At 72.4% G+C, this 15,209-nt stretch carries 11 protein-coding genes; 6 read left to right on the forward strand and 5 right to left on the reverse strand.

Annotated features, from left to right (window positions below):
* Nucleotides 1-110 precede the first annotated feature (110 nt).
* From ACH4E7_RS38680 to ACH4E7_RS38700, 5 genes are all read left to right on the forward strand, one after another.
* Nucleotides 111-1,049 carry an ABC transporter substrate-binding protein gene (locus ACH4E7_RS38680; protein ID WP_396253880.1) on the forward strand — a complete coding sequence of 313 codons (939 nt, stop codon included), beginning with the start codon at nt 111-113 and terminating at the stop codon, nt 1,047-1,049.
* A gap of 2 nt (nt 1,050-1,051) precedes the next feature.
* On the forward strand, nt 1,052-2,014 hold the full coding sequence (locus ACH4E7_RS38685; RefSeq protein WP_396253881.1) for a carbohydrate ABC transporter permease: 963 nt from the start codon (nt 1,052-1,054) through the stop codon (nt 2,012-2,014).
* 47 nt (nt 2,015-2,061) lie between these two features.
* Nucleotides 2,062-2,907 carry a carbohydrate ABC transporter permease gene (locus tag ACH4E7_RS38690; RefSeq protein ID WP_396253882.1) on the forward strand — a complete coding sequence of 282 codons (846 nt, stop codon included), beginning with the start codon at nt 2,062-2,064 and terminating at the stop codon, nt 2,905-2,907.
* A gap of 11 nt (nt 2,908-2,918) precedes the next feature.
* The gene (locus ACH4E7_RS38695) at nt 2,919-4,805 is read left to right on the forward strand and encodes a DUF5107 domain-containing protein (RefSeq protein ID WP_396253883.1); all 1,887 of its coding nucleotides are present in this window, start codon (nt 2,919-2,921) and stop codon (nt 4,803-4,805) included.
* A gap of 88 nt (nt 4,806-4,893) precedes the next feature.
* Nucleotides 4,894-7,362: an RICIN domain-containing protein gene (locus ACH4E7_RS38700; protein ID WP_396253884.1), complete on the forward strand. Its 2,469-nt coding sequence runs from the start codon at nt 4,894-4,896 to the stop codon at nt 7,360-7,362.
* Nucleotides 7,363-7,489: 127 nt separating this feature from the next.
* On the opposite strand, the gene galT is transcribed toward ACH4E7_RS38700, so the two are convergent.
* Nucleotides 7,490-8,596: a galactose-1-phosphate uridylyltransferase gene (gene galT, locus ACH4E7_RS38705; protein WP_396253885.1), complete on the reverse strand. Its 1,107-nt coding sequence runs from the start codon at nt 8,594-8,596 to the stop codon at nt 7,490-7,492.
* Between the two features lie 258 nt (nt 8,597-8,854).
* Between galT and galK the strand changes: the two genes are divergently transcribed.
* Nucleotides 8,855-10,000, forward strand: coding sequence for a galactokinase (gene galK, locus ACH4E7_RS38710; protein ID WP_396253886.1), 1,146 nt, complete (start codon nt 8,855-8,857; stop codon nt 9,998-10,000).
* Nucleotides 10,001-10,025: 25 nt separating this feature from the next.
* Here galK and ACH4E7_RS38715 read toward each other — a convergent pair whose 3' ends face one another.
* The 4 genes from ACH4E7_RS38715 to ACH4E7_RS38730 form a co-directional block, all read right to left on the reverse strand.
* Nucleotides 10,026-10,832, reverse strand: coding sequence for a DeoR/GlpR family DNA-binding transcription regulator (locus ACH4E7_RS38715; protein ID WP_396253887.1), 807 nt, complete (start codon nt 10,830-10,832; stop codon nt 10,026-10,028).
* Between the two features lie 554 nt (nt 10,833-11,386).
* Nucleotides 11,387-12,427, reverse strand: a complete 1,041-nt coding sequence (locus ACH4E7_RS38720) for an ABC transporter permease (protein WP_396253888.1) — start codon at nt 12,425-12,427, stop codon at nt 11,387-11,389.
* On the reverse strand, nt 12,424-13,998 hold the full coding sequence (locus ACH4E7_RS38725; RefSeq protein WP_396253889.1) for a sugar ABC transporter ATP-binding protein: 1,575 nt from the start codon (nt 13,996-13,998) through the stop codon (nt 12,424-12,426). Before ACH4E7_RS38725 ends, ACH4E7_RS38720 begins: the two co-directional genes overlap by 4 nt.
* Before the next feature lie 116 nt (nt 13,999-14,114).
* A complete protein-coding gene (locus tag ACH4E7_RS38730; RefSeq protein ID WP_396253890.1) occupies nt 14,115-15,164 on the reverse strand; it encodes a substrate-binding domain-containing protein in 1,050 nt (349 codons plus the stop codon).
* Nucleotides 15,165-15,209: the final 45 nt, after the last annotated feature.

Here is a 15,209-nt window from a genome sequence, read left to right on the forward strand (position 1 = left end):
CAACAGAGCTCAAACGGCTCCGGTGAGAGTAGTGCTCACCTGCTGGCGGCTACGGGCCGTAGTCTCCCTCACGGCCCGTCGAATCCCATTAGGCGCTGGACCTCTCGCCGGTGCTCCAGCTGCAGGTGCCGGGGGAGGGCGTGCCGGTCTCCCAGGTCGTCCCGGCCAAGTACTTCGACATGCTGCCGAAGGACCCGTCCGGTTCCAACCACTACGTGATCCCGTACGAGATCGTCACGAACGCCATGTTCTACAACGCGGCCGACCCCGCGATCGCCGCCGCCATGCCGAGTCCGCCCACCGACTGGGCAGGGCTGCTCAAGATCTGCGACGCGCTGAAGGCGGCCGGGAAGGCGTGCATCGCCTCCGAGGGCGAGGACCCCTGGAGCAACGCGCTGTACTTCGACTACCTGCTCAACGGGGCCGGCGTGAACGTCTCGCAGCTCGCCGCCGACAAGTCCGGCGCGACCTGGGACGCCCCGGCCGTCCTCGCCGCGGCGCAGCAGGTGGAACAGCTGGTCAAGGGCGGTCACCTGATCCCGGGCTACGACGCCACCAAGTTCCCCGCCCAGGAGACCAACTGGACGGCCGGCAAGGCCGCCTTCTACATGGACGGCAACTACGTCACCGCCGAGGTCGCCAAGCAGGTCCCGGCCGGCTGGAAGACGGCCTCGATCCTGCCGCCCACCACGAAGGCCCCGGACGCCGGCTTGTTCGGCTTCGCGATCCCCAAGCGGGCCAAGAACGCGGTCGCGGCGGAGAAGTTCATCGCCTTCTTCCTGCAGAAGAAGCACCTGTCCGGGATCTCCACCACGGCCCTCAATCTCACCCCGCGCACCGACATCCCGGCCCCCGCGGACCTGGCCGACGTCCAGAAGAGCCTCGAAGCCCCGACCCTGCGGCTCGGCTTCGACGGAGTCGGCGGCAGCTGGCTGCCCAAGGTCCTGAACGAGAACTACCTGGACCTGTGGCACGGCAAGACCACGGCCGCCGAGTTCGTCGCCAAGTGCAAGGCGGACCAGGTCACCTACTGGCAGACCCAGGGCTGACGGTGGCGACCACGATCGAGAGCCCGCCCGGGACGGACGCCCGGGGCCGGTCCCGGCGCGCAGCCCGCCCCAGCGTCGGCCCGCTGGAACGCCAGCGCCGCAGGATGTTCTGGCCGTTCACCGCGCCCGCCCTGGTCGTGTACGCGGTGCTGTTCGTCGCCCCGGTCGGCTACGCCCTGTGGACCAGCCTGTACCAGTGGGACGGCATGGGCGAGATGGACTGGCGGGGCCCGCGGAACTACACCCTGCTGTTCCGCGACCCGAGGTTCCGCACCTCCCTGGTCAACACGCTCGAACTGATGGTCATCGGCGGCACGATCACCTTCGTGCTCAGCTTCGCGCTGACCCTGGTGCTGCGCGAGATGCGGGCCAGGCTGTTCGCCCGGTCGGTGCTGTTCTTCCCCTCGCTGGTCAACGGCATGGTCTTCGGCATCGCCGCCGGGTTCCTGTTCTCGCCCACCGGCCCGGTGAACCAGGCGCTGAAGCTGTTCGGGGTGACCACGCCGCCCAAGTGGCTGTCGACGGACAACCTGCTCCCGATGGTCCTGGGCACCCTGGTCTGGACGGCGACCGGCTACTACACCTCGATCATCATGGCAGCCGTCGACCAGATCCCCGACTACCTCTACGAGGCGGCCGAACTGGACGGCGCCGGCCCCTTCCAGCGCTTCCGGCACATCACCCTGCCGTGCGCCTGGGACGTCATCGCGGTCTGCGCGGTGCTCTGGACGGTCAGCTCGGTGAAGATCTTCGAGCTGATCCTGCTCTACGGCGGCAGCACCAACGCCTATCCGCCGGTGAGCAGTTGGAACACCGCCGTGTACGTGTACAGCGAGGCGTTCCCGCAGGGCACCGTCCCCCGGCTGGGCACGGCCACCGCCGCCGCGATGGTCAGCCTGGTCATGGTCACCTTGATCACCGTCGTGCTGCGCCGCCTGCTGCGCCGCGAGCCGATCGAGTACTGACCCGCCGCGCCCCGGCCCCCTAACCGCAAACGGAAAGGTCACCACCCGTGCGACGCAGAAACCCGGCCGCCGGACTCGCGAGCAGGATCGGCACGGCCGCCGTCTGGCTCGTCGTCGCCGCGGACCTGCTGCTGGTCCTGTGGGTCCTCCTGACCTCGCTGCGCAGTGGCCCCGACATCCTGCACCACGCATTCGGCCTGCCGACCAGTCCGAAGACCGGCAACTACACCACCGCGCTGGACGAGGGCGGCTTCGCGCGGGCGGCCCTGAACAGCCTGCTCACCGCCGGCCTCTCCTCGGTCGCGGCCGTCGTCCTCGCGGCGCCCTGCGCGTACGCCCTCGCCCGGCGCCGCTCACGGACCTCCTCGGCGTTGACGATGACCTTCGCCATGGGCCTCGGCGTGCCCGGCCAGGTCCTGGTGGTGCCGTTGTTCGTCGGCCTGTCCCGGGTGAGTCTGACCGACAGCGACCTCGGCCTCGGGCTGGTCTACGTCGGCCTGGCCATGCCCTTCACGGTCTTCCTGCTGACCGGCTTCTTCAGCGGCATCCCCGGTGTGCTGGAGGAGGCGGCCGTCCTGGACGGCGCCGGCCCGGTGCGCACCTTCGTCCAGGTGGTGCTCCCGGTCGCCCGGGGCGGGCTGGTCACCGCCTTCCTCCTGCAGTTCATCGCCGCCTGGAACGAGACCCTGTTCGCCCTCGTCCTGACGAACAGCCAGGGAACGATCACCCTCCCGGTGGCGCTCTCCTCCTTCGTCGCGGCACAGCAGTTCAACGGCCTGGACTTCGGCACGATGTTCGCCGGGGTCTGCATCATCCTCGCCCCGATGATCGCGCTCTTCTCCTGGATGGGCTCGCGGATCATCCAGGGCATGACGGTTGGGATCGGAAAGTGACGTCTTCCCGCGTGACCTCGACACTGCGCACCGGCCCGCTCCGCATCGACGGCACCCCCGACCCGGTCGGCGGCACCCTGCCGATCCTGCACGGCCTGCCCCGGCAGACCGGCGCGGGCGCCGGCGTCGACGACGAGATGCGCCGCAACCTGGCCTATGGGGTGCCCGACACCCTGCTGCCGTACACCCGACAGGGCGGCTACGACCGCGTCCGCGCGGAGCGCGAACTCCCCTGCGTGGTCCTGGAGAACGAGAACCTCACCGCGACCTTCCTGCCCTCCCTCGGCGGGCGGCTGTGGTCCCTGGTCCACCGCCCCACCGGGCGGGAGCTGCTGCACCGCAACCGGATCCTGCAGCCCGCCAACCTCGCCCTGCGCGACGCCTGGGTGGCCGGCGGGGTGGAGTGGAACCTCGGAGCCACCGGGCACTGGCCGCTGACCTGCGAGCCGCTGCACGCTGCCCGGCTGACCGCACCGGACGGCACCCCGGTGCTGCGGATGTACGCGTTCGAACGGCTGCGCCGGCTGGTCCTGCGCCTGGACACCTGGCTGCCCGCGGGCTCCCCGGTGCTGTACGTCCACGTCGCCGTGCACAACCCCGCCCCGACCGAGACCCCGGTCTACTGGTGGTCCAACATCGCCGTGCCCGAACACGAGGAGGTCCGCGTCCTCGGCCCGGCCGACCACGCCTTCCACTGCGACTACGTCAGCGACCTGCGCCGCGTCGCCTTCCCGCAGGTCGACGGCGCCGACCGGAGCTACCCCGGCCGGACCCTGCGCGCCGCCGACTACTTCCTCGACGTCCCGGCCGGCGAACGGCCCTGGATCGCCGCGCTGGACGCGGCCGGTACCGGACTCGTCCAGACCTCCACCGCGCGGCTGCGCGGACGCAAGCTGTTCTGCTGGGGCACCGGCACCGGCGGAAGGCACTGGCAGGAGTGGCTCTCCGGCCCGGACACCGCCTACCTGGAGATCCAGGCGGGCCTGGCCCGCACCCAGCTGGAGCACCTGCCGATGCCCGCCGGCGCCACCTGGTCCTGGACCGAGGCGTACGGGCTGCTGCAAGCCGACCCCGAAGCCGTGCACGGGAGGTGGGATGACGCCCGGTCGGCCGCGGGCGCTGCGCTGGCCCGCATGGTCCCGCCGCTGGAGCTGGCGCTGGCGGACGCGCTGGCCGGCGGGTTCGGCGAGCCCGAGGAGGTGCTGGCCGAGGGCGGCGGCTGGGCCGCGCTGGAGATCGAGGCCGGCGCCCTGCCCGCCTCCCGCGCCCTGCCGTTCGGCGAGCCGACGGCCGCCCAGGAACCCTGGCGGCAACTCCTGAAGACCGGCACGCTCCCGATCTGCGACCCACCCGCCGAACCGGTCACCGGGGCCCACTGGCGGCTGCTGCTGGAAGGGAACGCCGCCGACTGGCACGCCCTGTACCAGCTCGGCCTGCTGCGCCTGGCCGCCGGGGAGCGGGAGTCCGCCCGGGAGGCCTTCGAACGCTCCGTCGCCGCGCAGGCCTCACCCTGGGCGCTGCGCTCGCTCGCCTGCCTCGCCCCGGACCCGCAGGAGGCCGCCGACCTGATGCGCTCGGCCCACCGGCTCCGCCCGGAGCTGAGGGAGTTGACGATCGAGACGCTGGAGTCGCTGCGGCGCGCCGAACGTTCCGCCGAGGCGATCGCGCTGATCGGTGAGCTGTCCCCGGCCGACCGGGCGCACGGTCGGATCAGGCTGGCCGAGGCGGAGGCGGCGCACGCCTGCGGAGACGACGACCGGGTCCGGCGACTGCTCGCCGAGGGCATCCAGGTCGACACCATGCGCGAGGGCGAACTCTCCCTGGACACCCTCTGGCTCGCCGTCCACCCCGGCACCGCGGTGCCCCCGCAGTACGACTTCCGCATGGCGGACGGCTGACCGCCCGCCACCCCCAGGACCACTCTCCCGTTCCGCACCCCCACAGCAGGGGCGCAACGGTGCGCCCCACCACGGAAGAGGAGTACCAGTGTCACCCCTACGCACCCGATGGGCCAGAGCCCTCGCCGCCACCGCGCTGGCGGCGCTCGGCGCCGGCACCCTGGCCGCCGCCCCGGCGTCCGCCAGACCGGCCCCCGCCACGTACACGGTCTCGATCGGCAGGACCGGCCCGTACGCCTACCCCGACGACACCCCGGCCGGCGTCTACGCCGACAAGGACGGCACCTTCTACTTCCAGCAGTCCCACTCCCTGTACGGGGCGCAGGACTCCCGGCAGTGGAGCTTCTACACCGGCGCGGACTTCGAGAGCGCCACCAAGTCACCGATCAGCGACGCCGTCAACCCCGCCGACCCGCACGACCGCAACGACGACACCACCTCGCGGTGCGACAACAGCCCCACGGGCCTGGAGTCCACCAGCGCACCGCAGGGCTCCGGCTACTCCCAGCGCAACTTCTGCGACCTCGTCGGGGTCTGGGTCGACCCGGACACCGGCGACTGGTACGGGCTGGTGCACAACGAGTTCACCCCGCAGCCGTTCGGCGACGGCCTGCACTACGACGCGATCGACTACGCCGTCTCCACCGACCAGGGTCGGACCTGGACCATCAAGGACCACGTCATCACCTCCCCGTACAGCACCGTCCGGGGGGATGACGCCGCCTTCCCCAACCAGACCTACGACTACGGCGACGGTGACCCCCGCCTGTTCGTCGACACCGCCTCGGGCTACTTCTACGTCTACTACGGCTCCCGGATCGTCCCCAAGGCGGGCGTGGGTGGCGGCAACGGCGGCCTGGCCCACGTCGCACGCGCCCCGATCTCGGCGAAGATGGCGCCCGACTCGTGGCGGAAGTGGTACGACGGCACCTGGACGCAGCCCGGCCGGGGCGGCCTGGAGAGCAACATGGTGCCGGCCACCCCGGCGGCGCCCACCGGCTACACCCCGCCCGCGAAGGACTACAGCCCCGGCACCGCCGGCTCGGTGGACCAGCAGGTCGCGGCCGGCCAACTCCCGCCCAAGTCGCAGCTGTTCATCATGAACATCGCCTACGACGCCTACCTGGGCCTGTACATCGGTGAACCCGAGGTGGTCTCCGGCACCGCACCGCAGCAGTTCTACGCCACCAAGGACCTCGGCACCCAGCAGTGGAGCCTGATCGGCGACAGCGGCAGCGGCTACACGTCCGGCTCCTGGTACCGCTGGATGCTCGACCCGGCCAGCCGCACCGGCGGCACCGTCATCGGCAGGACGTTCCGCTCGTACTGCTCCATCGCCTGCGCGAGCTCCGACGGCGAGTACGCCGACATCACCATCGGCTCCTCCGCGCCGGCCGCCCCGCCGGTCGACCTGACGAGGTCCTACCGGATCCAGAACGGCGACGGCCGCGTGCTCGCCCAGGCCGCCGACGGCTCCGCGGTCACCTCCACGGCCGCGCCCACCCGCTCCCCGCGCGAGTCCTGGGACTTCGCCGCGAACGGCGACGGCTCCTACCGGATCGCCAATGCCGCGACCGGGCAGCTGCTGGGTGTCGACTCCGCCTCGACGGCCGGGCGGGCCTGGGGCGCCGGACTCGCCGCCACCGCCGCCGTCGGCGGGAACGCCACCGTGGGTCAGCAGTGGTTCATCCTCCCCAGCAAGGCGGGGAAGGGCCGGTTCCAGCTGGTGAACCGCTACAGCGGCCTGGTGATCGGCATGTCCGGCACCGCCGGCCGGCTCGCCGAGACCGTGCCCGCGCGTTCCTGGAACGACACCACCGGCAGCACGGTCGGCGGCGGCCGCACGGCGGCCGAGCAGACCCTCGCGTTCTCCGCGACCGGCACGGCCCCCGAGACGGTCGTGCTCACCGCTCCCGGCGACCAGTCCGGCACCGTGGGCAAGGCCGTCTCGGTGCAGCTTGCTGCCACCGACACCGCCGGCAGGCCGCTCACCTTCACGGCGACCGGCCTGCCCGCAGGGCTCGCCATCAGCACCTCGGGTCTGATCTCCGGCACCCCGACGGGCCCCGGGACCTCCGCCGTCACCGTCACGGCCTCCTCGGGCACCGCGAGCGCGTCGGCCTCCCTCACCTGGACCGTCAACCCGGACCTCGGCGGAGACCACACGCTGACCACGGGCGGCAAGGCGCTCGACGACGCCGACGGCAGCACCACCGCCGGCAACGGCCTCGTCACCCGGGCCGCGTCCGGGAGCAGCAACCAGCTCTGGCAGTTCCGCCCCCAGCCCGACGGCTCGTACGAGCTGGTCAACGGCCTCTCGTCGATGTGCGCCGACGTCAGCGGCGGCTCCACCGCCGCCGGCGCCGAGGTCATCCAGTGGCCGTGCACCGGCGGTGCCAACCAGCACTGGAACGTCCGGCTGACGGCCGACGGCTCGTACGCCGTCACCTCGGCCCGCAGCGGCCTGCTGCTCACCACCGCCTCGACCGCCGACGGCGCCGCGGTGACCCAGCAGCCGGACACCGCCTCGCCGCTGCAGCGGTGGTCGATCACCTGACCCAGGCCCGCCCGGCGGGGCGAGTCTGACGCCGGGCTCCCGGGGCTGCCACCCCGGGGGCCCGGCACCCCCTCCGTTCGAACCCGACGCACGCACCCCACCCCGCGGATTCCTCCGGGGTGCCGGGTCAGTGGGATGCGGCGGCGCGGAGCCGCTCGGCGGCGGTCTCCGGGCTCACGTCGGTGACGAAGGCGTCGAGTCCGGACTCCACTCCCGCCAGGTACTTGAGCTTGCCGGGAGCGCGCCGGATGGTGAACAGCTCCAGGTGCAGGGCGAGTTCGTCGCCGCCGTCCTTCGGCGCCTGGTGCCAGGCGGAGATGTACGGGGTCCGGTTCGGGGCGGTGCCGTCGGGTGCGGGGAACAGCCGGTCGAAGCGGCGCAGCAGGTCGAGGTAGAGGCCGGGGAACTCGGCGCGCTCGGCGTCGTTCAGCGCGGTGAGGTCGCGCACCCGGCGGTTGGGGTAGAGGTGGACCTCGAACGGCCAGCGGGCGGCGAACGGGACGAAGGCGGTCCAGTGCTCGCCCTGGACCACCAGGCGCTCGGGGGAGGCCCGTTCGGTGGCGAGCAGGTCCTCGAAGAGGTTCCGGCCGGTGCTCACGCGGTGTGCCTCGGCCCGGGCGATCATCCGGGCCGTACGGGAGGGGACGAAGGGGAAGGCGTAGATCTGCCCGTGCGGGTGGGCCAGGGTGACGCCGATCTCCTCGCCGCGGTTCTCGAAGCAGTACACCTGCCGGACCTCGGGCAGGGCGGACAGCTCGGCCGTGCGGTCGGTCCAGACGTCCAGCACCAGGCGGGCGTTGGCCTCGTCCAGGTCGGCGAAGGAGGCGTCGTGGTCGGGGGCGAAGCAGACCACCTCGCAGCGGCCGGTGCCCGGCCGGAGGGTGCGCAGGGGGTCGTCGTCGTGGGCCGTGACGTGCGCGGCGGAGTCCAGGGCGAGCGAGGGGAAGCGGTTCTCGAACACCACGACCTGGTAGTCGGTGGCCGGGACCTCGCTGAGCCGTCCGTCCCGGGAGGGGCAGAGCGGGCACTCGCCGGCCGGCGGGTGGTAGGTCCGCTGCTGGCGGTGGGCGGCGACAGTCACCCATTCGCCGAGCACCGGGTCGAGCCGGGTCTCGGAGAGGCTCGCGAAGGATTCCAGCGGGCGTTCGTCCACGGCGCCGCGGACGGCGTCGGCCGTCCGGTCGTAGTAGAAGAGCTCACGGCCGTCGGCCAGCTTGGTCGCGGTCTTGTGCACCGCCGTACTCCTTCTGCGTGGGGCGTCGGCCCACTGTGCCGATCTTCAACAGAATCAAACAATTACGATCGCTTGTCAACAGGCGTAGATCTTGAACGTCTACATGCCGGCGCCCGGTGTGCGTTCTACTTCTGTCAAAGTCGCTGGTGTTGACCGTGGGTGGCAATCGTGTTTGATTATGTCGAAATAAACTCCCGTCCGCCGAAAGTTCAGGCGGGAGTCGGTACGACACGCGCGCGACGCACGGGAGCCGAACAGATGATCGACCAGGCCGCCACCGACTTCGAGGCCGTCCACGGCGCCCGGCCCAGCGGCGTGTGGGCCGCTCCCGGCCGGGTGAACCTGATCGGCGAGCACACCGACTACAACGACGGCTTCGTGCTGCCGATCGCCCTCCCGCACAGCGTCAAGGTCGCCGCCCGGCGCCGCGAGGACGGCCGGGTGCGGCTGTACAGCGCCCAGGGAGACGGCACGATCACCGACCTGTCGCTGGACGGCCTGACCCCCGGCGTCGTCGCGAGCTGGGCCGGCTACCCGGCCGGCGTGTTCTGGGCCTTCGCCGAAGCGGGCCACCCGGTCGGCGGGGCCGACCTGTTCTTCGACAGCGACGTGCCGACCGGGGCCGGGCTCTCCTCCTCCGCCGCGCTGGAGTGCGCGACGGCCGCGGCCCTGAACGACCTGTACGGGCTCGGCCTGTCCGCGCCGGAGCTCGCCCTGCTCGCCCAGCGGGCCGAGAACGCCTTCGTCGGCGTGCCCTGCGGCGCGATGGACCAGATGGCCTCCGCCTGCTGCACGGACGGCGCCGCGCTGTTCCTCGACACCCGGACGCGGGAGCAGCGGCACGTACCGCTCGACCTCGCGGCGGCGGGCCTGCGGCTGCTGGTGATCGACACCCGGGTCAAGCACGACCTCGGCGACGGCGCCTACGCCGCCCTGCGGGCCGGCTGCGAGCGCGCCGCCGAGCTGCTCGGCCTGGACGCGCTGCGCGACCTCCCGCCCGCCGGCCTCACCGCCGCCCAGGAGTGCCTTCCCGACGACCTCGCCCGCCTCGTGCGGCACGTGGCCACCGAGAACCGGCGGGTGGCCGAGACGATCGAGCACCTGGGCGGGGACCGGATCGCCGAGCTGGGGCCGATCCTGACGGCCGGACACGCCTCGCTGCGCGACGACTTCCGGGTCTCCTGTGCCGAGACGGACCTCGCGGTCGAGGCCGCACTGGCCGCCGGCGCACTGGGCGCCCGGATGACCGGCGGGGGCTTCGGCGGCTCCGTCATCGCTCTGGTCGGGGCCACCGAGGCGGACCCGGTCGCGGCGGCGGTGCGGTCGGCCTTCCGTTCGGCGGGCTACGCCGACCCGGTGGCGTTCACCGCCGTGCCCTCGCCGGGGGCGCGGCGGGTGGCCTGACCGGGCCCGGCACGCAGCCGCCCGGTTAGCGGGCGGCCGACACCACGACGTGCTCCCCGACGGCGTCGGCGAGCACGTTGCGGGCGGCTGCCGGAAGGGCGTCGTCGGTGATGAAGCAGTCGACCTCCGTCAGGGTCGCGAAGCTGCTCAGGCCGACGACGCCCCATTTGGTGTGGTCGGCGACCACGATGGTGCGGCGGGCGGAGGCGATCAGCGCCCGGTTGGTCTGGGCCTCCGCCAGGTTGGGCGTGGTGAGCCCGGCCTGCTCGCTGACGCCGTGCACGCCGAGGATGAGCAGGTCGACGTGGAGGGTGCCGATCGTCCGGTCCGCGAGGGCCCCCACCAGGGCCGCGGAGCGGGTGGGCGCCCCTCCGGTCAACAGCAGCGACGGGACGGTCTCCCTCCCGTCGCTTTCGGCTGTCCACAGCAGGTCCGCGATCCGCAGGGAGTTGGTCACGATCGTCAGCTGCGGGATGTCCAGCAACCGGGAGGCGACCGCGTAGGTGGTGGTTCCCGCGGACAGCGCGACCACGCTGCCGGGCTCCACGAGTTGCGCCGCCGCGTCCGCCAGGGCGGCCTTGGTGCCCTCCTCCAGCTCGGACTTGAGGTCGAAGCCGGGTTCGTACGTGCTCGCGGTCCCGACCGCGATGGCACCGCCGTGCACCTTCTGGACGGCGCCCTGGCGCGCCAGCGCGTCCAGGTCGCGACGGATCGTCATGTCCGACACACCGAACTGCTCGACCAGCTCGGCGACGCGCACCGCGCCGGCCTTGCGGATGGCCTCCAGGATCAGCGCCTGGCGCTGCGGGGCGAGCAAACTCTGATCAGCCACGGAGGCCCTTTCGATCGAACGGGTGCCTGGTCGCTCCCGCTTTCTTTGGGTGGGTCGACCCTGCCACGGTCGTGGACGAACGCGTTCGACAGCTCCGGCGGGACGGGGCTGCCGGAGCGTCCGCGTCGACGACCGGGCCGCGTCCGGTCGCGACATGATCCAGTATCCCAGGACGCCGGTGCCTCCCACGTCCCGTCGGCCGACCCGTGGGGCGGGGCCCTGCCGCACCGGCCCGGAAGCACGGAACTGCCGGTGCCACCGGCAGGGGTGGCACCGGCAGTTCCGGTCGCGGTCCGGCCGACCCTCGGCGGCCGACCGCTCGTTCCGCCGCCGGCCGGGTCCGGACCCGCTGCCACTGTGCGGCGGGTCCGGCCAGGGGGCCCGGCCGGGGCGGACGTCATGGGGGCTGACCACCGGGACACCCGGTTCGGGAGTCCGCGGCCCGGCCCCGGTGGGGGAGCCGGCCCCGCGCGGCGCGCGTCGGGAGGTCCGGTTCCCGGGAAGTCCGGTTCCCGTACGGCGGTGCGGTGCCCCGCCGCACGGGGGTCTGGGTGTCAGGCGGGCAGGCCGACCGCGCGTTCGCGGTTGCGGCGCTGCTGGATGACGACGGCGGCGATCAGCAAGGTTCCTTGGGCGACGTTCTGCCAGAAGGCGTTGATGCCCTGGACGGTGAGGCCGTTCTGTAGGGCGCCGAGCAGTGCGACGGCGAGCAGGGTGCCGCCGATGCTGCCCTTGCCGCCCTTGAGGGCGCAGCCGCCGAGGGCGGCGGCGGTGATCGACTGGAGTTCCAGGCCCTCGCTGCCGGAGACGGGCTGGCCGCTGCCGGTGCGTGCGGTGAGGAGGACGCCGGCGAGGGCGGCGACGGTGCCGGAGAGGGCGTAGGCGGCGATCAGGTACTTGTTGAGGTTGATGCCGGCCAGGCGGGCGGCGGTGTCGTTGCCGCCGATGGCGTAGATGTTGCGGCCGATGTCGGTGTAGGTGAGGAGGGCGTGGACGGCGGCGGCGGTGAGGATGAGCAGCCAGACCATGGTGGGCAGGCCGGCGATCTTGCCTCGGCTGAGGAAGATGAAGATCGGGTCGTTGAGTACGTAGCCTTGGGCGCGGCCGTCCGAGACGAGTTGGGCGAGGCCCTTGTAGGCGGCGAGGCCGGCGAGGGTGGCGATGGTGGGGTTGACCCGGCCGTAGATGATGACGATGCCGTTGAACAGGCCGATGCCGGCGCCGATGGTGAGGGCGGCGCCGATGCCGAGGTAGGGGTTGGCGCTGGTGGAGGTGAAGACCATGGCGCTGGTGACGGAGGCCAGGCCGGCCTGGGAGCCGACCGAGATGTCGAGGCCGCCGCAGATGATCACGACGGTCTGGACGACGGCCAGCAGGCCGGAGATGGTGGCGGCTTCGGCGATGACCTGGATGTTGTCCCAGCCGACGAAGTTGGGGTTGAGTGTGCCGAAGAGGGCGACGACGGCGATGAGGGCGCCGGTCAGGCTGAGGTTCTGGCCGCCGATCGCGGTGAGGAGGGCGCGCGGGCCGCCGGACCGGGTGGGCGGGGCTGTGGTGTCCGGCGCCGGGACGGTCGGGGGAGTGGCAGTGGTCATCGGGTCTCTCCGGTCTGGGCGGGGGCGGTGGTGGCGAGGTCGTCGGCCATGGCGAGGGCGAGGACGGCCTCTTCCGTTGCCTGGTCCCGGCTCAGTTCGCCGGTGGTGCGGCCGTTCTGCATCACCACGACCCGGTCGGCGAGGCCGAGGATTTCGGGCAGTTCGGAGGAGATGACCAGGACGGCGGTGCCCTCGCGGGCGAGGTCGGCGATGATCTGGTAGATCTCGGCCTTGGCGCCGATGTCGACGCCGCGGGTGGGTTCGTCGAGGATCAGCAGGTCGGGTCGGTGGGCGAGCCAGCGGGCGAGGACGACCTTCTGTTGATTGCCGCCGGACAGGGTGCGGACTTCGGCCTCGATGGAGGGGGCGCGGACTCGCAGTCGGTTGGCGTACTCCTGGGCGAGGGCCTTTTCCTGTCGGTGTTTGACGAAGCGCCAGTGGCTGAGGCGGCGCAGGCTGACCAGCGAGGTGTTGTCGCGGATCGTGCGGTGCAGGAACAGCGCTTGGGCCTTGCGCTCCTCGGGGGCCAGGCCGATGCCGGCGGCGATGGCGGCGCGGGGGTTCTTCAGCCGCAGGACTTCGCCGTTGAGGGTTAGCGTGCCGGAGCGGATCGGGGCGTCGCCGGCCAGGGCGAGGGCGAGTTCGGAGCGTCCGGCGCCGATCAGGCCGGCCAGGGCGACGACCTCGCCGGCCCGGACCTTCAGGCTGATGCCGCGCACGTCGTCGGTGGTGACGTCCCGGACGTCCAGGACGACGCGGTCGGTGGCGACCTGCTGGCGGACGAACAGTGAGGACAGGTCGCGGCCGACCATGAGCCGGACGAGCTCGCTCTCGTCGGTGGCGGCGGCCTGGACCACGCCGGCGACCTGGCCGTCGCGCAGTACGGCGATGCGGTCGGCGAGTTGGAAGATCTCCTTCATCCGGTGGGAGACGTAGATGACCGCGATGCCTTCGTCGCGCAGGCGTCCGATGAGGGCGAACAGGGCCTCGACCTCGTGTTCGGAGAGCGAGGAGGTGGGTTCGTCGAAGGCGATCGCGCGTGGTGGGACGGCGCCGGTCAGGGCCCGCATGATCTCGACCAGCTGGCGTTGGGCTGCGGTGAGTTCGGAGCCGAGGAGGTCGGGGTCGAGGACCTTGTCGAAGCCCAGGCGTGCCAGGTCGGCGGTGATCCGGCGGCGCAGTTCGGCGCGGTCCAGGCGACGGCCGGCCCGGCGGGGCAGCGAGCCGGCGTAGACGTTCTCGGCGACCGGGACGTGGGGGATGATCTCGGGTTCCTGCGGGATGATCCGGATCCCGGCGCGGCGGGCGTCCTGCGGGGAGTGCAGGTCGACGCTCTCGCCGTCCAGCAGGACGCGTCCCTCGGTGGGGCGGTGGTCGCCGGTCAGGATGCGCAGCAGGGTCGACTTGCCGGCGCCGTTCTCGCCCATCAGGGCGGTGACCTGGCCGGGCGGGAAGGTGAGGGTGACGTCCGTCAGTGCCTGGACGGTGCCGAAGCGCTTGGACACCCCCTCGGCGCTCAGGCCGGCGGAGCCGTCCGGCGGCGGGAGGGGAGACGGTGCGGGTGGGGTCATCGGGGCCTCGCTGGCAGTGCGGTGCGTACGGTCTTGGGGAGCGTCGGCGGCGGGGGTGCGGCGGGGCCGGCGGCGGCCTGCCGCACCGCCGGCTCGGCGCGGTGTCAGGTGCGGCGTCAGCTGCAGGACACGCCCGCGGACTGCCAGGTGGTGGCGTCGACCATCGTGGTCGGGGCGAAGGCCTCCTTCGGGAAGTCCTTGCCGTTCTTGAGCTTGTCGAACATGGTCTGCACCGACAGGGCGCCGACGTCCTTGCCGTTGATGAACAGGGCGGCCTTCATGCCGGAGGGCTTGCCGGACGCCCAGTCCTTGCACGCCAGGTAGGCGCCCAGGCCGACGCCGTCGACGTCGTTCGGGCTGATCCCGGCGTTCTGCAGGGCGGTGACGGCGCCCTGCACGTTCTCGTCGTTGCAGCCCCACGTCACCCAGTGCTTGACGCCGGGGTTGGCGGTGATGGTGGCGGCGACCTTGTCCTGCGCGCCGGTCGGGGTGTTGTCGGTCGCGACGTCGATCAGCTGCACGCCCGGCACGGCCTGGTCGAAGGCGGCCTTGGCGGCCTTCACGCGGTCGCCGCAGACGGTGACGTCCTGCTTCCAGGCGGAGAGGATCCGGGTGTCGGCCGCGTTCCAGCCGGCCTTCGTGAACTCCTCGGCGGCGCGCTGGCCGACCTGCTGGCCCATCTGCTGGCCGGAGAAGCCGATCCGGGGCACCAGGTCGCCCGCGGCGCACTGCGCCGGGGCCGGGCCGCTCGCGCAGACCTGGTCGTCGGAGGTGAGCAGCGCGGCCTTGGCGTCCCGCGCGGTCTGGACGACCTGCGGGCCGACCGCCGGGTCCGGCACCACGATGATCAGGCCGTTGCTCTTCTGCGCGATCGCGGCCTGCACCTCCCCGACCGTCTTGTTCGCGTCGTTGCCGAGGTTCACCACCTTCAGCTCCGCGCCCAGTTCGGCGGCCTTGGCCTTGGCACCCGCGGCCTCGTCCACGAAGTACTGCTGGTCACCCTGCTTCTGCAGGTAGGTGATCGAGACCTTGCCGGACACCGGCGCCACCGAGGCGTCCGCGCCGGAGGAGGAGGTCTGCCCGGTGGAACAGGCCGTCAGGCCGAAGGCGGTGACCAGGCTCAGCGCGGCGAGCGAGGCCAGGCGGCCACGGGGGGAGAGGTGCATGGTGGGGGCTCCTGAGGGTGCGGGACCGACCGGCGAGAAGCAACA

Origin of the sequence: Kitasatospora sp. NPDC018058 (assembly GCF_044327205.1) — a bacterium.
Classification (GTDB): domain Bacteria; phylum Actinomycetota; class Actinomycetes; order Streptomycetales; family Streptomycetaceae; genus Kitasatospora.